We start from the raw sequence: 16207 nt of genomic DNA on the forward strand, positions 1-16207 counted from the left end.
GGGTCAGCGGACGGGAACGGCCCCGTCGGGCGACGTCGGCGGCAGGCTGCGCCGGCGCGGCAGTCGGCGTCGTAGCCGGGCCAGCGGCCCGCGTCGGTTCTCGGCCCTGCCGAACCGCTCGGCCCCGACGACCTCGGTGCCGGGGTGCGCCGCCGCCTGCGCGGCCGCCCGGGCGACCGGCTTGACGCGCCGCGTCGTGAACGCCGAGGCGGACCGGGCTCGCGTCCGCAACCCGAGCGCGTCCAGCGCGGACGGCAGCATCGCGGCCGCGGCCTCGGCGTACCCCGCGGCCGAGGGGTGGAAGCGGTCCTCGCTGAACAGCTCGAGTCGCGTCATGAACAGCGGGCCGAGCAGGTCGCCGAGCGAGACGGTCCGTCCGCCTGCCCGCACGACGGCGACCGTCTGCTCGCGGGCCATTCGACGCGAGAGTCGGCGCGCGTACGCGCGCAGCGGCTGCGAGATCGGCCGGATCGTGCCGAGGTCGGGGCAGGTGCCGACGACGACCTCGACCCCGCCGTCGACCAGCGCGCGGACGGTGTCCTCCAGGTGGGGCACGGCGACGGCGGGTGCGCTGCGGGCGGTGACGTCGTTCGCGCCGATCATGATCACCGTCAGCTCGGGACGGTGCCGGCCCAGCGCACGCAGCCGGGCGAGCTGGTCGGGCAGGTTCGCCGACGTCGCGCCGACGACGGCCACGTTGGTGACGTGGACCGGCCGCCGTGCGGCCTCGGAGATGCCGATCGCCAGCTGCGCCGCCGGTGTCTCGCGATCGTGGACGACGCCGTAGCCCGCGGCCGTCGAATCGCCCATCCAGGCCAGCCGGATCGGGGTACGTGTCCGGCTCACCCCCGCCGCCGCCCAGGTGGTGTCGTGCGAGACCGGTGGGTCGGTCGTCGCCTGCGGGATGCGGCGTCGGGCGAGCTTCGTCTCGGCGAACAGCACGCCGGCGAGGGCACCGCTGCCGCCGGCTGCCAGCACCCCGAGGGCGCCGCCGCCCCAGAGGGCGATGTGGCGCGCCCGGCGTGTTCCCCTCACACCGCGAGGCTAGGACATCGCGACGTCGACATCGCTCCTCGTGACCGGTCCGCCCGGGATCGGCGGGGCGCTAGCGTGTGCGCCATGCGCTACAGCGACTCGCTCGTGGAGCTGATCGGCAACACCCCGCTGGTCCGCCTGCGACACACCGCCGGAACGGCCGACCCCGGCCCCCTGGTCCTGGCCAAGGTCGAGTACTTCAACCCGGGCGGCTCGGTCAAGGACCGCATCGCGGTCCGGATGATCGACGCCGCCGAGCAGTCCGGCGAGCTGCGTCCGGGCGGGACGATCGTCGAGCCGACGTCGGGCAACACCGGCATCGGGCTGGCCATCGTCGCGCAGCAGCGCGGCTACCACTGCGTCTTCGTGTGCCCCGACAAGGTCAGCGGCGACAAGGTGGACGCGCTGCGCGCCTACGGCGCCGAGGTCGTCGTCTGCCCCACGGCCGTCGACCCCGCCGACCCGCGTTCGTACTACTCGGTGTCCGACCGGCTCGCCCGCGAGACGCCGGGCGGCTGGAAGCCCAACCAGTACGCCAACGTCAACAACCCGCGCTCGCACTACGAGACCACCGGGCCCGAGCTGTGGGAGCAGACCGACGGGCGCATCACGCACTTCGTCGCCGGCGTCGGCACCGGCGGCACCATCAGCGGCACCGGCCGCTACCTCAAGGAGGTCTCCGGCGGTCGCGTCCAGATCATCGGCGCGGACCCCGAGGGGTCGGTCTACAGCGGCGGCACCGGGCGGCCGTACCTCGTCGAGGGCGTGGGCGAGGACTTCTGGCCCGACACCTACGACCGCACGATCTGCGATCGCATCGTCGCGGTCAGCGACGCCGACTCCTTCGCGATGACGCGGCGCCTCGCCCGTGAGGAGGGGCTGCTCGTCGGCGGCTCCTGCGGCATGGCCGTCGTGGCCGCGGCCGAGGTCGCGAAGCACGCCGGTCCGGACGACGTCGTCGTCGTGCTGCTGCCCGACGGCGGTCGCGGCTACCTGTCCAAGATCTTCAACGACACGTGGCTCAGCGACTACGGCTTCGTGGACACGCCGGGCGAGGAGACCATCGGCGACGTGCTGCGCGCGAAGTCCGGCGACACGCCGTCGCTCGTGCACGGGCACCCGAATGAGACCGTCCGCGACGCGATCGACATCCTGCGCGAGTACGGCGTCTCGCAGATGCCGATCGTGCGGGCCGAGCCGCCGGTCACGGCCGGCGAGGTCGTCGGGTCGGTCTCGGAGCGCAACCTGCTCGAGGCGCTCTTCGCCGGGTCGGCGTCGCTGGCCGACTCCGTCGAGCCGCACATGTCCGATCCGTTGCCGATCATCGGTTCCGGCGAGTCCGTCTCGCAGGCGGTCGCGGCGCTCGGGACGGCGGACGCCCTGCTCGTGCACGTCGACGGCAAGCCGGCCGGCGTGATCACGCGCCAGGACCTGCTCGGTCATCTCGCCGGCGTCGGGTAACGGGCGGCCGCCACCGCCAGCCGGGCCAGGCGCCGGACGAGCGCGACACCGCCCGCGTAGGACGGCTGGTGCTGCGTGAGGACGGCGACGACGACCTGGTGGCCGCCCGCGGGCACGATGCCGACGCTGTTCACGATCCAGCGGCCACCGTCGTCCTCACCGGAGCCGTTGCCGTCGTCGACGGACAGCCAGCCGTTCTTGTTGGCGAAGTCGTCGCCGTCGGCCGCCGCGCCGACACCCCACCGCTGGTCGGTCGCGACGGCGTGCAGCAGGTCGAGGGCGAAGCGGCGCGACGGCGCGCTGAGCTCGCCCGGCCGCGTCAGCGCGCGCAGCGCCCGCACGCAGCCCGCGGCGCCGGTGCGGGTGAAGGCCGGGTCGCTGCGGCCGGTGCCGAGGTCGGTCAGCCCGATCCGCCGTGCGGTGTCGGCCAGTGCACCGGCCCCGCCGACGCGCGTGTAGAGCCGGTATCCGGCGCGGTTGTCGCTGTGCTCGATCATCGCCCGCGCCGCCTCGGCCTCGTCCGCGGTCGGTGCCGTCCCGGCGTCCTGGTGGCGCAGCAGCAGCGCCTCGAGCACGAGCAGCTTGTAGACGCTGGCCAGCCAGTGACCGTCGCGGTCGCCGCCGCGATAGCGCGTGCCGGTCTCGGTGTCGACGGCGGCGACCGACAGCGTGCCCGGCGCGGCCGCGGCGAGCGTGGTGTCGAGGACCGAGCGTGTCGCCGCTCCGCGGCCGTCGCTGCGGGTCGTCGCCGCGGCCGGTGGGTGCGACGAGGGGGTGGTCGGGTCGGCCGTCCGGGTCGTTCCGGTCGCGGCGGCCGGTGCCGCCGGTCGCTGCTGCGTGACCGCCTCGCCCTGCGCCCGCGCCACCACCACCCCCGCGCCGAAGGAGCAGGTGGCGACGGCGCAGAGCGCGCCCGCCACCGCGAGTGCGCGACATGACCGCTGTCGGTGTCGTCCCATGCGCCGTACGACGCGGCGAGCCGTCGGAACTGTTGCGGGCGCACCGCCGGTCACCCGGCGCAGTAGCGTGCACCAGGTGACCGGATTCGACACACGAGCCATCCACGCCGGCCAGGAACCGGACCCTCGCACGGGGGCGGTGGTCGTCCCCATCTATGCGACGTCGACCTACAAGCAGGACGGCGTCGGCGGGCTGCGCGAGGGCTACGAGTACAGCCGCAGCGCCAACCCCACGCGCACTGCGCTGGAACGGTCGCTGGCCGCGATCGAGAACGGCGAACGTGGGCTGGCCTTCGCGAGCGGGCTCGCCGCCGAGGACACGCTGCTGCGCGCGGTGTGCCGCCCCGGCGACCACGTCATCCTGCCCGGTGACGCGTACGGCGGCACCTATCGGCTGATTGCGCGAGTCTGCGCAAACTGGGGTCTGGACTTCACGCCCGTCCCGCTCGGCGACCTGGACGCGGTCCGCGCCGCCGTACGTCCCGAGACCAGGATCATCTGGTGCGAGACGCCGACCAACCCGCTGCTCGGCGTGGCCGACATCGCCGCACTGGCCGGGATCGCGCACGAGGCGGGTGCGCGCCTCGTCGTCGACAACACCTTCGCCTCGCCGTACCTGCAGCAGCCGTTGGCCCTCGGCGCCGACGTCGTCGTGCACTCGACGACGAAGTACCTGGGCGGGCACTCCGACGTCGTCGGCGGCGCGCTCGTGGTCGCCGACGCCGAGCTCGGCGAGCAGCTGACGTTCCACCAGAACGCCATGGGTGCGGTCGCGGGGCCGTTCGACTCGTGGCTGGTGCTGCGCGGCATCAAGACCCTGGGCGTGCGCATGGACCGTCACTGCGCGAACGCCGAACGGGTCGTCGAGTTCCTCGGCGAGCATCCCGCCGTCGCGCAGGTGCTCTACCCGGGCCTGCCGTCGCACCCCAACCACGAGGTCGCGGCCCGCCAGATGAGCGGCTTCGGCGGCATGGTCTCGTTCCGCCTGCGCGGCGGCGAGGAGGCCGCCCTGAAGGTCTGCGGCCTCGTCGAGGTCTTCACCCTCGGGGAGTCCCTGGGTGGGGTGGAGTCCCTGATCGAGCACCCGGGCCGCATGACCCACGCGAGCGTCGCCGGGTCGCCACTGGAGGTCCCCAACGACCTCGTGCGGCTCTCGGTCGGCATCGAGGACGCCGGCGACCTGCTGGCCGACCTCACCGCCGCGCTGGCCTGACCGGTCGGCCCGCGGCCGCGATCAGGGCTGCAGGTTCTCGAGGTCGGCCAGCAGGCTCGGGTGGGTCGGCCGCCAGCCGAGGGCGTCGCGGGTGTGCGCGCTGGAGGCCGGCTGGTCCATCGCGAAGATCGGGCCGAACGGGCCGAAGGTCTCCGCCGGCACCGCCTCGACGGGCAGGCCCAGTCGTCGGCCGATGACCGTCGCGATGTCGCGCACCGCGTCGCCCTCGTCGGCGACCGCGTGCCAGGACGACCCGGCGGGCGCGGACTCGAGCACCAGCCGGAACAGCACGGCCGCGTCGAGCGCGTGGACGGCCGGCCACCGCTGCGTGCCGTCCCCCGGGTAGCCGGCCACGCCGATGCGGCGCGCCGCCTGGGCCAGCAGCCCGGCGAAGCCGCCGTTGCCCTCGTCGTGCACGGTGCGCGGCATGCGGACGGCGCAGCTGCGGACGCCCTGCGTGGCCAGCGCCAGCAGCGCCTCGACCGAACGCGCGCGGCCGGCCACCGGTCCATCGGCCGGCAGCGGATCGGCCTCCGTCGCGACGCGGCCGGCCACCCACGGCGTCCCCGACACCGTGACGAGGGGCCGGTCGCTGCCGACGAACGCCGCCCCCAGCACGGCCGTCGCGGCGCTCTCCTGCGCGATCGAGTCGGCGAGCGTGTCCGGGTCGCCGTGGTCGAAGGCCAGGCTGACCACGCCGTCGGACTGCTCGGCGCCGGCGCGCAGGACGTCGAGGTCGGCCAGCCCTCCGCGCAGCACCTGCGCGCCGGCGTCGGTCAGCGCACGTGCGGACCGCTCCGAGCGGGCCAGGGCGAGGACGGTGTGGTCGTGGGTGAGCAGTTCGGCGACGACGGCCGAGCCGATGGTGCCGGTGCCGCCGGTGACGAAGACGTGCATGTCGCTCTCCGGGAGTGATGGGACAGTTGTCCCGTCACCGTAGCAGGGTGATGGGACAACGGTCCCGTCACTAGGATGGCGGCATGGCCCGATGGCAGCCGGGGGCGACCGAGCGACTCGTGATCGCCGCGGTCGACCTGTTCACCGAGCAGGGCTACGACGACACCACGGTGGCGCAGATCGCGGAACGGGCCGGCGTCACCAAGAGCACGTTCTTCCGCCACTTCGCCGACAAGCGCGAGGTCCTGGTCGCCGGCCAGGGGACGTTGAGCACGCTGCTCGCCGAGGGCATCGCCGACGCGCCGGCGACCGCCGGTCCGCTCGACGCGGTCGCCGGCGGTCTCGAACGCGCGTCGAGCGCGATGGGTCCGCTGAACCGCGATCTCGGGCCCCGACTGAAGGCGGCCGTGGCGGCCAGCACCGAGCTGCAGGAACGCGACGCGCTCAAGAGCGTCGGTCTCGCCGCCGCGATGACCACGGCGCTGCTCGCGCGCGGCGTCCCCGACCCGACGGCCCAGCTCGCCGCCGAGCTCGGCGTGTTGGCCTTCAAGCGCGGTTACGCGGCGTGGTCCGAGGGGGAGCGGGACGATACGTTGCTCGCACAGCACGCGCTCGCCGCCCTCGCCGAGCTCCGCGGCGCCACCGCGACGCTCGGCTGACCCGGATCCGAGGAGGACGACCCGCATGCCCGCACCGGACGCCCCGCTGCGGCGGCTCGGCTTCCTCACCATCGGCCTGTTCGACGGCGCCGACCCGCGACCGGGGCACGAGTCCACGCTGCGCATGGTCGAGCTGGGCGAGCAGCTCGGCTTCGACTCGGCCTGGCTGCGCCACCGGCACCTGCAGTACGGCATCTCCTCGCCCGTCGCGGTGCTCGGTGCGCTGACGCAGCGCACCACCCGCATCGAGCTGGGGACGGCGGTGACGCCGCTGGGCTGGGAGAACCCGTTGCGGCTGGCCGAGGACCTCGGCACCCTCGACGTGCTCTCGGGCGGCCGGATCAACCCGGGCATCAGCGTGGGACCGCCGATGCACTGGCAGGACGTCCGCGGCGCGCTGTACCCGGACACCGCCGACGCCGAGGACTTCGGCTACACCCGGGTCGAGCGGCTGCTCGCCCACGTGCGTGGTGAGCCGGCCGCGTCCTTCGCCGGCGTCGAGGGCATCGAGGCGTGGTCCGACCGCGTCGAGCCGCACTCGCCGGGCCTGGCCGGCCGGCTCTGGTACGGCGGCGGCAGCCTGCGCTCGGCGCAGTGGGCCGGCGAGCACGGCCTGAACCTGCTGACGAGCAGCGTGGTCAAGGCCGAGGGTGACGGCGAGCCGGCCGGTGCCGACTTCGCGCCCATCCAGGCCGCGCAGATCCGGCGCTTCCGCGAGCACCACCCGGCCGGCGCCGCCGCCCGCGTCTCGCAGGGTCTCGTCGTCGTCCCGACGGACTCGGCGTCGGCCGAGCAGCGGGCGAAGTACGAGGCGTACGCCGCCGCCCGGCTGCCGCGCACGACCGCGCCGCAGGGCCCCGCGCGGATGCTGTTCGCGCCCGACCTCGTGGGGCCCGCCGAACGGATCGCCGAGCAGCTGCACGCCCACGACGGGTTCCGGCTCGTCGACGAGGTGGCGTTCGCGCTGCCGTTCAGCTTCGAGGAGGCCGACTACGTGCAGATCCTGACCGACATCGCCACCCGGCTCGGACCGGCCCTGGGGTGGCAGCCGGCCTGAGTTCGGGGCTATTCCGCGTCCCGCGGTCTGCTTTCTCACCGCCGAGGGGCGCCGTGCGCGCCGGTCGCCGGGGTACCCACACGGCATGACTGCCAAGACCTGGTTCATCACCGGCGCGTCCCGCGGCTTCGGCCGCGAGTGGACGATCGCCGCTCTCGACCGTGGCGACTCGGTCGCCGCCACCGCGCGCGACACGAGCACCCTCGACGACCTGGCCGACCGCTACGGCGACCGGCTGCTGCCGCTGCAGCTCGACGTCACCGACCGCGCCGCCGACTTCGCCGCCGTGGCGCAGGCGCACGAGCACTTCGGCCGCCTCGACGTCGTCGTCAACAACGCCGGCTACGGCCAGTTCGGCCTCGTGGAAGAGCTGAGCGAGGCGGAGCTCCGCGACCAGCTCGAGACCAACCTGTTCGGCGCGGTGTGGGTGACGCAGGCGGCCCTGCCCTTCCTGCGCGCGCAGGGTTCGGGTCACATCCTGCAGGTGTCCTCGATCGGTGGCATCAGCGCGTTCCCGAACGTGGGTGCCTATCACGCGTCCAAGTGGGCGCTCGAGGGCATCAGCCAGTCGCTGGCGCAGGAGGTCGCCGGCTTCGGCGTCCACGTCACCCTGATCGAGCCCGGCGGCTTCTCCACCGACTGGGGCGGCTCGTCGGCCCGGCACGCGCAGCCGTTGCCGGCCTACGACACGTTCCGCGAGCAGGCGGCCGAGCAGCGCCGGTCGCGCACGGCGGAGTCGGGCGACCCGACGGCCAGCGGTGTCGCGGTCCTGCAGATCGTCGACGCCGACGAGCCGCCGCTGCGCGCCTTCTTCGGCAAGGCGCCGTTGGGCATCGCCGAGCAGGACTACGAGTCCCGCCTCGCGACGTGGCGGGAGTGGCAGCCGGTGGCGCTGGCGGCCCAGGGATAGCGTCCCGACGGCGTGTCGGCCGCCGTGACAAATCCGGACGAGTCGCTACCGTCGAGGCAATGCACGTGCCTACCTCTCGTCCCGTCCGCCGCCGGGTCCACGTCGGATACGCCCTGCTGACCGCCGTCCTCGCCGCCGCCGCACTGAGCTGGGGCGGCGGCAGCGCGGCCGCCGACGACAGCGCCCAGGTGATGCCGAAGAAGGTCACCGGGCCGCTCACGATCCAGCGTCCCGTGGCCACGGTGACGAACACCACGGGCGTCGCCGGCGTCGTCGCCTACGACACCGCCGGCTATCCGGCGGCGGGGACCGCGGGCACCGGCACGCTGGAGCACCAGCACGCGCAGGGGCCGGTGCGGTACCGCGTCCAGCCCCCGGTGGGTGGCCCGCATAGTGCGCACTGGGTGAACGCCGGCGTCTACACCAAGCCGGTGCCGAGCGAGCGCGCCGTGCACGACCTCGAGCACGGCGCCGTGTGGATCACCTACGAGCCGGGCCTGCCGCAGGCGCAGCTCGACAGGCTCGTGGCGTTCGTGGACCGGCAGTCGATGCTGGCCGAGGGCAATCGCGGCCCGGGCGGGACGCCGCAGGCCAACCGCTTCGTCCTGCTGTCGCCGTGGCCCGACGACACCCCGGAGGCGCCCATCGTCGTGACGTCCTGGGGCTACCAGCTCAAGCTCACCTCGGCCACGGATCCGCGGTTGCAGCAGTTCGTCGACACCTTCCGACGCAACGCGACGTACTCGCCCGAGGCGGACGCCCCCGTCGACAGCGTGTCGATCGCCGTGGGTGGCCGACCCGCCCGCGACGGCAGCAAGCAGCCCAACCCGGCCTGACCCGCCTCAACCGGCGGCGCGCCGCTCGCGCCACTCCCGCGCGAGCACCGCGAAGTCCAGCTCCGTCGTCCATTCGCCCTTGAACCACTCGTTCTCGACGAGCCGGGCCTCCTCGCGCATGCCGAGCCGCCGTAGCACGGCGGCGGACGCGGCGTTCCGCTCGTCGATGCGGGCGACGACGCGGTGCAGCTCCAGCTGCTCGAACGCGATGTGCAGCAGCGCTTCGCACGCCTCGGTCACGTACCCGTGCCCGTGGTGGTCGGGGTGCAGGATGTAGCCGATCTCGCCGCGGCGGTGGACCTCGCTGCTCCAGACCAGCATGACGTCCCCGATCAGCGCCCCGCTCTCGCGCAGCACCACGGCCAACGAGATCGTGTGCCCGGGCGTCTCGAACGTCGACCGGATCCGGCTCGACGCCAGGTTCTCGGCGACGTCCGCGCGGCTACGTGGGCCGTAGGGCACGTACCGGACGGCGTCGGGCAGCGACTGGTAGGCGTGCACGGCGTCCACGTCGGCCACCGGGTCGAGCGGGCGCAGCAGCAGCCGTTCGGTGACGATGGGGTAGTCGGGGCGCAACACCCGGCCCACGTTAGGCGTCGAGTTCGGCCGCGCCCTGCTGCAACGCCCTCGCACACCCGACGAGGACGCCGACGCAGCAGAGCAGGTCGAGCAGCGGGACCAGCCCCAGCGGGCCGAGGGCGCCGCTGATCCCGGTCACGGTCAGCAGCGCCACGAGTCCCAGCCCGAGCACCAGCTCGGCGACGGCGAGGGTGACGACCATGCCGCGATCGCCCGCACCGGCGCGGTGGCCCGCGCCGCCCACGACGACGGTGGCGAGCGCGGACGTCACCCCGAGCAGCACCAGCACGACGCCGTCGCCGTCGAACCGGCCACCGGTGAACCAGACGAGCCACAGCACGACGGCGAACCCGCTGAGGGCCGTCGCGACGACACCGAGCACGACCTGCACGGCGACCAGGACACGGATGACGGTGGCGGTCACGGCTCCGACCCTGGTCACGGGCGCGCCGGCATGCCTGAGTACCGGTACCCGGACGTCGTCACTACGGTCGGAGGGTATGGAGTGCCGCGCCGGAGCGATCTGGGACGAGGGATACCTGGCCTACGACTTCGGGGACCACCCGATGAGCCCGGTGCGCCTCGACCTCACCGTCCGCCTCGCCCGTGAGCTCGGCGTCCTCGAGCGGTTGCAGGTCAGCCCGCCCCGCGCGGCCGGGACCGAGCAGCTGCTCACCGTCCACGACGCGGCGTACCTGGACGCCGTGCGGGCGGCGAGCGACGACCCGTCCTACCAGGGGTTCGGGCTCGGCACCGACGACGACCCCGTCTTCCCCGGCATGTACGACGCGTCGGCGCTGATCGCCGGGGGCTCGGCACAGGCCGCGCATCTCGTGTGGGGCGGCGAGGTCGAGCACGCCGTGAACATCGCCGGCGGACTGCACCACGCGATGCGCGGTCACGCCGCCGGATTCTGCATCTTCAACGACGCCGTCCTCGCCATCACCGAGCTCCTCGCGGCCGGGGCGGAACGCGTCGCGTACGTCGACATCGACGTCCATCACGGCGACGGCGTGCAGGCCGCCTTCTACGACGACCCGCGCGTGCTCACCGTGAGCCTGCACCAGGACCCGCGCACGCTGTTCCCGGGGACGGGGCTGCCCGGCGACGTCGGCCGCGGCGACGCGGAGGGGACGGCCGTCAACGTGGCGCTGCCGCCGGGGACGACCGACGCCGGCTGGCTGCGGGCCTTCGACGCGGTCGTACCGGGTGCGGTGCGGGCCTTCCGACCCGAGGTGCTCGTGTCGCAGTGCGGCTGCGACACCCACCACGAGGACCCGCTCGCCAACCTGCAGCTGACGGTGGACGGCCAGCGCGCGGCGATCGCGCGCATGCACGCCCTGGCCCACGACGTCGCCGGGGGGAAGTGGCTGGCGTTCGGCGGCGGCGGGTACGGCGTCCTGCGCTGCGTGCCCCGCACCTGGACGCACCTGCTCGCCGAGGCCACGGGCGCGGCCGTCGCCGCCGACGCCGCCGTCCCGCCGGGCTGGACGTCCTACCTGCGCGGGCGGGGGGTGACCGGCGCGCTGCCCGACCGGATGGGGGAGGGGCCGCTCGCCGAGGTCGTCCCCTGGGTGCCCGGCGGCGAGGGCTGGCTCGACGGCGCCATCGGCGCGACGCGGCGGGCGGTCTTCCCGCTGCTCGGTCTCGACCCGGACGATCCCCGTGACTGACCCGTCCGACGACCCGGTTTTGGCGGCTGAGCGCGGTATACCGCGCTCAGCCGCCAAAAGTGACTCTCCGGAGCCGCCGGCGCACTGGGAGGCCGACGTCGTGGCGGCGGACGGCGGGACGGTGCACCTGCGTCCGATCCGGCCCACCGACGCCGACGCACTCGTCGCGTTCCACGCCGGGCTGTCGCAGCGGACGCGCTACCTGCGCTACTTCTCGGCCTACCCGCGCATCCCCGAGCGCGACCTGCGCCGCTTCGTGACCGTCGACCACCGCGACCGCGTCGCGTTCGTGACCGAGCTCGCCGGCGAGATCATCGCCGTCGGGCGCTACGAGCGTTACCCCGACATCGACGACGCCGAGGTCGCCTTCGTCGTCGCGGACGCGCACCAAGGCCGCGGCATCGGGTCGGTGCTGCTGGAACACCTCGCCGCCGCCGCGCGCGAGATCGGGCTCCGACGCTTCATCGCCGTGGTCCTCGCCGAGAACACCGGCATGATCCGGGTGTTCCGCGAGGCCGGGTACGAGACCACGCGCCACATCGAGTACGGCGAGGTGACGCTCGAGTTCACGGTGGACGAGACGGCCACCACCGAGCGCGTGATGCGCGAGCGGGAGCAGCGCGCGGAGGCCCGCTCGATCGCCCGACTGCTGCGGCCGCGGTCGGTGGCGGTGGTCGGCGCGAGCAACGACGACGGCAAGCTCGGCAACGCGATGTTCCGCAACCTGCTGCGGATGAGCCCCGACGCGCCGCTGTACCCGGTCAACCCCGATGCCCGGCACGTCCACGGCGTCCGCGCCTACGCATCGGTGCTGGACGTTCCGGACGAGATCGACCTCGCCGTCGTCGCGGTGCCGGCCGCCTCGGTGCCGGGAGTGGTGGAGGAGTGCGCGCAGCGTGGCGTCCGCGGCCTCGTCGTGATCTCCGGCGGCTTCGGCGAGCGTGGCAGCGACCCCGACGAGCGGGACGCGGGCCGCTCGGCCCAGCGCCGGCTCGTCGCGTCCGCGCGCTCGCACGGGATGCGCGTGGTGGGGCCGAACTGCCTCGGTGTCGTCAACACCGAGCCCGGCGTGCGGCTCAACGCGTCCCTCGCGCCGCTGCCGCCGCTGCCGGGACGGGTCGGCTTCTTCTCGCAGTCCGGTGCGCTCGGCGTCACCATCCTCGGCGAGGCCGCGCGACGCGGGCTGGGCGTCTCCACCTTCGTGTCCGCGGGCAACCGTGCCGACGTCTCGGGCAACGACCTGCTGCAGTTCTGGGAGACCGACGAGCGCACCGACGTCGTCCTCATGTACCTGGAGAGCTTCGGCAACCCGCGCAAGTTCGCGCGGCTGACGCGTCGCCTCGGGCGGACCAAGCCGATCGTGTTGGTCAAGAGCGGCACGGCCACCGCGCCCGTCGCCGGACTCGCCCAGACGACCGCGATGGAGGTGCCCGAGATCAGCACCCGCGCGCTCATCGAGGCGTCCGGCGTCATCCGGGTCGAGACGGTCAGCGGCATGTTCGACATCGCGCTGCTGCTCTCGACCCAGCCGCTGCCCCGCGGCGACCGGGTGGCGGTGGTGGGCAACTCGACCGCGATCGGCGTGCTCGTCGCCAACTCGTGCGCCGCCGAGGGGTTGCGGCTGACCCGGCTCGACGACGTCGGCGTGGAGGCGGGGGCGGCCGCGTTCGCGCAGGCGCTGCGGACGGCGGTCGACGACCCGGACGTGGACGCCGTCGCCGTCGTGTTCGTCCCTCCGCTGCTGCAGGGGGCCGGCGACGAGGTCGCCGAGGCGGTCCGCTCGGTCGCCGAGGGTTCGGACAAGCCCGTGCTGTCGACGTTCCTGGGTTTCGAGGGCGTCCCCGACGTGCTGGCCGGCATCGGTGACGACGCCCCGCCGCGCGGTTCGGTGCCGTCCTACCCCTCGCCCGAACGGGCGGTGCGCGCCCTCGCGCGGGCGGTGCGGTACGCGCGGTGGCGCTTCGCCGAGCCGGGCACGTTGCCGGTCTTCACCGACGTCGACCTCGCCGCCGCGCGGGACGTCGTCCACGGGGCGCTCGCCGAAAGTCCGAGCGGCCGCTCGCTCAGCGACGACGAGGCGCTGCGGCTCGCGGGCAGCGCGGGCATCACCCCGTCGCTGGAACATCCGACCGACACCGTCGGCGTCGAGCTGGCCGTCTTCGACGAGCGCTCGTTCGGCGCGCTCGTGTCCTTCGGCATCGGGGGCGTCGCGACCGAGCTGCTCGGCGACACCGCCTACGCGGCCGTCCCCCTCACCGGCCTCGACGCCGAGCGGCTGATCGCGTCGCCGCGGGCGGCGCCGTTGCTCAGCGGCTATCGCGGCAACGCGCCGTGCGACACCGGTGCGCTCGCCGATCTCGCCCTGCGGCTGTCGGTGCTGGGCGACGCCCTGCCCGAGATCGCCGAGTGCCGGTTGACCGTGCTGGCCACCCCGTTCGGCGCGCACGTCACCGACGTCGCGGTCCGGGTCGCGCCGCCGACCGCCCGCGCCGACAGCGGGCCCCGCCGGTTGCGCGGCTTCTGAGCCACGCCCGGGCCGAGCGCCCCCATCGTGATCAGGAGGACGCGGTGGTCGTCCCCACGGCCGTTTCGGCCTCGTGATCACGCGGAGGGACGGTGGGGTTCCGGCGGCGTCGGTCAGCGGACGGGCGAGCCGATGTTGCGTCCGGTCGGCGCCGGTCGCGGGAACGACCGCGGCGGGAGCGGGAGCTGCTTCAACGCGTAGATGCGACCGCTCAGCCCCGCCGGCAGCTGCCAGGAGAACCGGAACGCGGTGCCGTTCGTGGCGCGCTGCCCGCAGCTGCCGGTGAGCGTCGTGGTCACCACCCGGGCGGGCGCGCCGGTCGCGGTGACCCCGACGAAGGCGACCTGCCGGATCGACGAGGCGAGCGCCGCCGGACACCCCGGGACCCGGGCCTGGGTGTCACCGGAGTCCAGTGCCTGCCGCAGTGCCGTCACCGCCGAACCCCGGAGGACGAGCTGCGCCGCGGGTGCGCCGGCGGCGGCGATCGTGGCGGTGCCGTAGTTGCACACCGACACGACCGTCACCGACGTCGGCAGCACCGACCCGTCGGCGCCGAACTGTCCCGGGCTGCCGCCGCCGGGAAGGGCGCGCTGCGGGAAGGTCGCCGGGCACCCGGGGGGTGCGGGATCGGCCGGCCGGTGCGACGACGGCCCCGACGACAGTGCCGACGACGGCGTAGCCGGACTGCGCTGACCGGCCGCTCTCGAGACCGACGAGCCGGGCGGGGCGGACACGCCGGGCCCGGTGGGGTCGGCCAGCGTCGTGCCGCCGTCGTCGCGGCCGACGAGCACCGTCGTCACCCCGGCCGCCACGACGACGAGCGCCACCGAGCCGGCGACCGCGGCGAGCCGGCCCCGCCGGCGGCTCCGGGTCCGCCGGCCGAGCGCGACGACGTGGTCGGCGTCCGGGCGTCCGCTCGGGTCGTGCTCGCCGGCGCGCAGGGCCGCGCGCAGGTCGTCCTCGGACGGGCTCATACCGTCGCACCTCCCGACGTGACCTCGACGCGCAGCCGGGCGAGTGCCCGCGCGCAGCTGCTCTTGACGGTGCCGACGGGCACGCCCAGCGTGGCCGCGGTGTCCTGTTCGGACAGGTCGCAGTAGTAGCGCAGCACGACGACGGCGCGGTCGCGCGCCGGCAGCTCGGCCAGCAGCCGGCGCAGCTCGTCGCGCTGGTCGGACGCCGCCACCGAGGCCCCCGGCTCGGGCACCTCGGGAAGCGTGTCGGTGGGGCGCTCGCCCCACCAGCGCCGCCGACCCTGGTCGACGTGGGCGGTCACGAGTGCTCTGCGGGCGTAGGCGAGCGGGGCGTCGATGCGCCCCCACTTCAGGTACACCCTGGTCAGTACGGTCTGCACGAGGTCCTCGCCGCGGTGGTGGTCTCCGGTCAGCAACCGGGCGGCGTGCAGCAGCGTGGCGCCGTTCGCCTCGACGAACGCGCGGAAACCCGCCTCGTCACGCATGTCGCTCCCGTCCGGTTCACCCAGGAGGACGAGGCGGGACGGCGGTTTGGTTCCCGATCCGTCGCCACATGACGAAATGCGGCAGGTTGCCGGCCGCGGCGATGATGAACTCGTCGCCGATCGCGGCGAACCCGCCGCGCTCGTAGAACCCGCGGGCGTAGGACCGTGCGTTGCACCAGACGACCTGCGCGCCGTGTCGCTCGGCGGTGGCGACGACGGCGGCGAGCAGGGCCGCGCCGACCCCGCTGCCGCGCCGGTCCTCGGCGACCGCCATCCCGCTGAACTGCATCGCCGGCTCGGCGGGGCGTGGGGCGAAGGCGTGCTCGTGCACGGCGACCGCGCCGACCAGCTCGTCGTCGTCGTACGCGGCGAGGTGGACGGCGCCGGCGACGTCGCCCGGGGGGACGGTGTCGGGCGTGTGGCCCGGGCGCAGGACGTCGAGGCGCAGCGGGCGGGTGACGGCCGCGTCGACCTCGCGGATGCCGACGGTCATCGTCCCGGTCGGTAGACCATGAGGAAGACGACGACGGCGAAGAGCAGCCCGACGATCCCGCCGGCGGCCGCGACCCGGCCGGTCAGGGCGACGACCGACTTCTCCTCGCCGATGAGGGCGGTGGCGCGGTCGAGGGTCGGGACGACGACGCCCAGGATCACGCCGGCCGCGACCAGCCACAGCAGGAACGACAGCCAGATCCAGGTCTGGCCGAACTCGCCGACCTTGCCCGGGCCGTAGGGGGAGTCGAGGTTCATCAGGATCAGTCCACTGAGGATCACCAGCACCGAGGCGTAGCCGTAGACCCGCAGCAGGCGCGCCGACGCCGCGGTGGCCACCCCGTCGCCCTTGCGGACGCCCCGACCTGCGGTGGTGGCGGCGTGGACGAGCGGGCCGACGGCGAAGACGGCGAACAGCACGTGCAGCGCGAGCAGGAAGTCGTACATGCCGCG

The 16207-nt window shown here is 74.4% G+C and carries 17 protein-coding genes; 8 read left to right on the plus strand and 9 right to left on the minus strand.

All coding sequences use genetic code 11. The annotated features are described in order from the left end of the window. Window positions 1–3 precede the first annotated feature (3 nt). Window positions 4–1035 carry an SGNH/GDSL hydrolase family protein gene (locus BUE29_RS18825; protein ID WP_143168261.1) on the minus strand — a complete coding sequence of 344 codons (1032 nt, stop codon included), beginning with the start codon at window positions 1033–1035 and terminating at the stop codon, window positions 4–6. A gap of 84 nt (window positions 1036–1119) precedes the next feature. On the opposite strand from BUE29_RS18825, the gene BUE29_RS18830 reads away from it, so the two are divergent. Beyond that, on the plus strand, window positions 1120–2496 hold the full coding sequence (locus tag BUE29_RS18830) for a cystathionine beta-synthase (RefSeq protein ID WP_073392006.1): 1377 nt from the start codon (window positions 1120–1122) through the stop codon (window positions 2494–2496). Here the strand turns inward: BUE29_RS18830 and BUE29_RS18835 are convergent. After that, window positions 2475–3416, minus strand: coding sequence for a serine hydrolase (locus BUE29_RS18835; protein ID WP_073392007.1), 942 nt, complete (start codon window positions 3414–3416; stop codon window positions 2475–2477). The two genes, BUE29_RS18830 and BUE29_RS18835, sit on opposite strands and share 22 nt — an antisense overlap. A 106-nt stretch (window positions 3417–3522) precedes the next feature. Between BUE29_RS18835 and BUE29_RS18840 the strand changes: the two genes are divergently transcribed. Continuing rightward, window positions 3523–4668, plus strand: coding sequence for a cystathionine gamma-synthase (locus BUE29_RS18840; RefSeq protein WP_073392008.1), 1146 nt, complete (start codon window positions 3523–3525; stop codon window positions 4666–4668). Window positions 4669–4689: 21 nt separating this feature from the next. Here the strand turns inward: BUE29_RS18840 and BUE29_RS18845 are convergent, their stop codons facing one another. Further along, window positions 4690–5565, minus strand: coding sequence for an SDR family oxidoreductase (locus tag BUE29_RS18845; protein ID WP_073392009.1), 876 nt, complete (start codon window positions 5563–5565; stop codon window positions 4690–4692). 83 nt (window positions 5566–5648) lie between these two features. Here BUE29_RS18845 and BUE29_RS18850 point away from each other — a divergent pair, with 83 nt between their 5' ends. From BUE29_RS18850 to BUE29_RS18865, 4 genes are all read left to right on the plus strand, one after another. Then, window positions 5649–6224: a TetR/AcrR family transcriptional regulator gene (locus BUE29_RS18850; RefSeq protein ID WP_073392010.1), complete on the plus strand. Its 576-nt coding sequence runs from the start codon at window positions 5649–5651 to the stop codon at window positions 6222–6224. A 25-nt stretch (window positions 6225–6249) separates the two neighbouring features. Continuing rightward, window positions 6250–7281: an LLM class flavin-dependent oxidoreductase gene (locus BUE29_RS18855; protein ID WP_073392011.1), complete on the plus strand. Its 1032-nt coding sequence runs from the start codon at window positions 6250–6252 to the stop codon at window positions 7279–7281. 85 nt (window positions 7282–7366) lie between these two features. Next, window positions 7367–8191 (plus strand): SDR family oxidoreductase, encoded by an 825-nt coding sequence (locus BUE29_RS18860; protein ID WP_073392012.1) that lies wholly within the window; start codon window positions 7367–7369, stop codon window positions 8189–8191. 59 nt (window positions 8192–8250) lie between these two features. Continuing rightward, on the plus strand, window positions 8251–9027 hold the full coding sequence (locus tag BUE29_RS18865) for a thioredoxin-like domain-containing protein (protein ID WP_073392013.1): 777 nt from the start codon (window positions 8251–8253) through the stop codon (window positions 9025–9027). A gap of 6 nt (window positions 9028–9033) precedes the next feature. Here BUE29_RS18865 and BUE29_RS18870 read toward each other — a convergent pair whose 3' ends face one another. Together BUE29_RS18870 and BUE29_RS18875 are read right to left on the minus strand one after the other, a co-directional pair. Next, window positions 9034–9606 carry a GNAT family N-acetyltransferase gene (locus tag BUE29_RS18870; RefSeq protein WP_073392192.1) on the minus strand — a complete coding sequence of 191 codons (573 nt, stop codon included), beginning with the start codon at window positions 9604–9606 and terminating at the stop codon, window positions 9034–9036. Between the two features lie 10 nt (window positions 9607–9616). Further along, window positions 9617–10030 (minus strand): hypothetical protein, encoded by a 414-nt coding sequence (locus tag BUE29_RS18875; protein WP_073392014.1) that lies wholly within the window; start codon window positions 10028–10030, stop codon window positions 9617–9619. A gap of 76 nt (window positions 10031–10106) precedes the next feature. Here BUE29_RS18875 and BUE29_RS18880 point away from each other — a divergent pair, with 76 nt between their 5' ends. Next, entirely contained in the window at window positions 10107–11279 is a 1173-nt protein-coding gene (locus BUE29_RS18880; protein ID WP_073392015.1) for an acetoin utilization protein AcuC, read from the plus strand. A 100-nt stretch (window positions 11280–11379) separates the two neighbouring features. Further along, entirely contained in the window at window positions 11380–13803 is a 2424-nt protein-coding gene (locus tag BUE29_RS18885; RefSeq protein WP_200800317.1) for a bifunctional acetate--CoA ligase family protein/GNAT family N-acetyltransferase, read from the plus strand. A 113-nt stretch (window positions 13804–13916) separates the two neighbouring features. On the opposite strand, the gene BUE29_RS18890 is transcribed toward BUE29_RS18885, so the two are convergent. Genes BUE29_RS18890 through BUE29_RS22625 form a run of 4 tightly spaced genes read right to left on the minus strand, consistent with a single transcriptional unit; the run spans window position 13917 to window position 16201 of the window. Next, window positions 13917–14777, minus strand: a complete 861-nt coding sequence (locus tag BUE29_RS18890; protein ID WP_073392016.1) for a hypothetical protein — start codon at window positions 14775–14777, stop codon at window positions 13917–13919. Beyond that, window positions 14774–15262, minus strand: a complete 489-nt coding sequence (locus BUE29_RS18895) for a SigE family RNA polymerase sigma factor (RefSeq protein WP_073392017.1) — start codon at window positions 15260–15262, stop codon at window positions 14774–14776. Before BUE29_RS18895 ends, BUE29_RS18890 begins: the two co-directional genes overlap by 4 nt. Before the next feature lie 16 nt (window positions 15263–15278). Next, the gene (locus tag BUE29_RS22620; RefSeq protein WP_073392018.1) at window positions 15279–15755 is read right to left on the minus strand and encodes a GNAT family N-acetyltransferase; all 477 of its coding nucleotides are present in this window, start codon (window positions 15753–15755) and stop codon (window positions 15279–15281) included. Then, window positions 15752–16201: a DUF2269 family protein gene (locus BUE29_RS22625; RefSeq protein WP_073392019.1), complete on the minus strand. Its 450-nt coding sequence runs from the start codon at window positions 16199–16201 to the stop codon at window positions 15752–15754. Before BUE29_RS22625 ends, BUE29_RS22620 begins: the two co-directional genes overlap by 4 nt. Window positions 16202–16207 lie beyond the last annotated feature (6 nt).

The sequence above is a fragment of the Jatrophihabitans endophyticus genome (assembly GCF_900129455.1).
Classification (GTDB): Bacteria; Actinomycetota; Actinomycetes; order Mycobacteriales; family Jatrophihabitantaceae; genus Jatrophihabitans; species Jatrophihabitans endophyticus.

Bases quoted from the DNA above. Each gene is read 5' to 3' on its own strand.
- BUE29_RS18830 (WP_073392006.1), top strand. From the start codon at position 1,120: ATGCGCTACAGCGACTCGCTCGTGGAGCTGATCGGCAACACCCCGCTG.
- BUE29_RS18845 (WP_073392009.1), bottom strand. From the start codon at position 5,565: ATGCACGTCTTCGTCACCGGCGGCACCGGCACCATCGGCTCGGCCGTC.
- BUE29_RS18850 (WP_073392010.1), top strand. From the start codon at position 5,649: ATGGCCCGATGGCAGCCGGGGGCGACCGAGCGACTCGTGATCGCCGCG.
- BUE29_RS18855 (WP_073392011.1), top strand. From the start codon at position 6,250: ATGCCCGCACCGGACGCCCCGCTGCGGCGGCTCGGCTTCCTCACCATC.
- BUE29_RS18860 (WP_073392012.1), top strand. From the start codon at position 7,367: ATGACTGCCAAGACCTGGTTCATCACCGGCGCGTCCCGCGGCTTCGGC.
- BUE29_RS18865 (WP_073392013.1), top strand. From the start codon at position 8,251: ATGCACGTGCCTACCTCTCGTCCCGTCCGCCGCCGGGTCCACGTCGGA.
- BUE29_RS18880 (WP_073392015.1), top strand. From the start codon at position 10,107: ATGGAGTGCCGCGCCGGAGCGATCTGGGACGAGGGATACCTGGCCTAC.
- BUE29_RS18890 (WP_073392016.1), bottom strand. From the start codon at position 14,777: ATGAGCCCGTCCGAGGACGACCTGCGCGCGGCCCTGCGCGCCGGCGAG.
- BUE29_RS18895 (WP_073392017.1), bottom strand. From the start codon at position 15,262: ATGCGTGACGAGGCGGGTTTCCGCGCGTTCGTCGAGGCGAACGGCGCC.
- BUE29_RS22620 (WP_073392018.1), bottom strand. From the start codon at position 15,755: ATGACCGTCGGCATCCGCGAGGTCGACGCGGCCGTCACCCGCCCGCTG.
- BUE29_RS22625 (WP_073392019.1), bottom strand. From the start codon at position 16,201: ATGTACGACTTCCTGCTCGCGCTGCACGTGCTGTTCGCCGTCTTCGCC.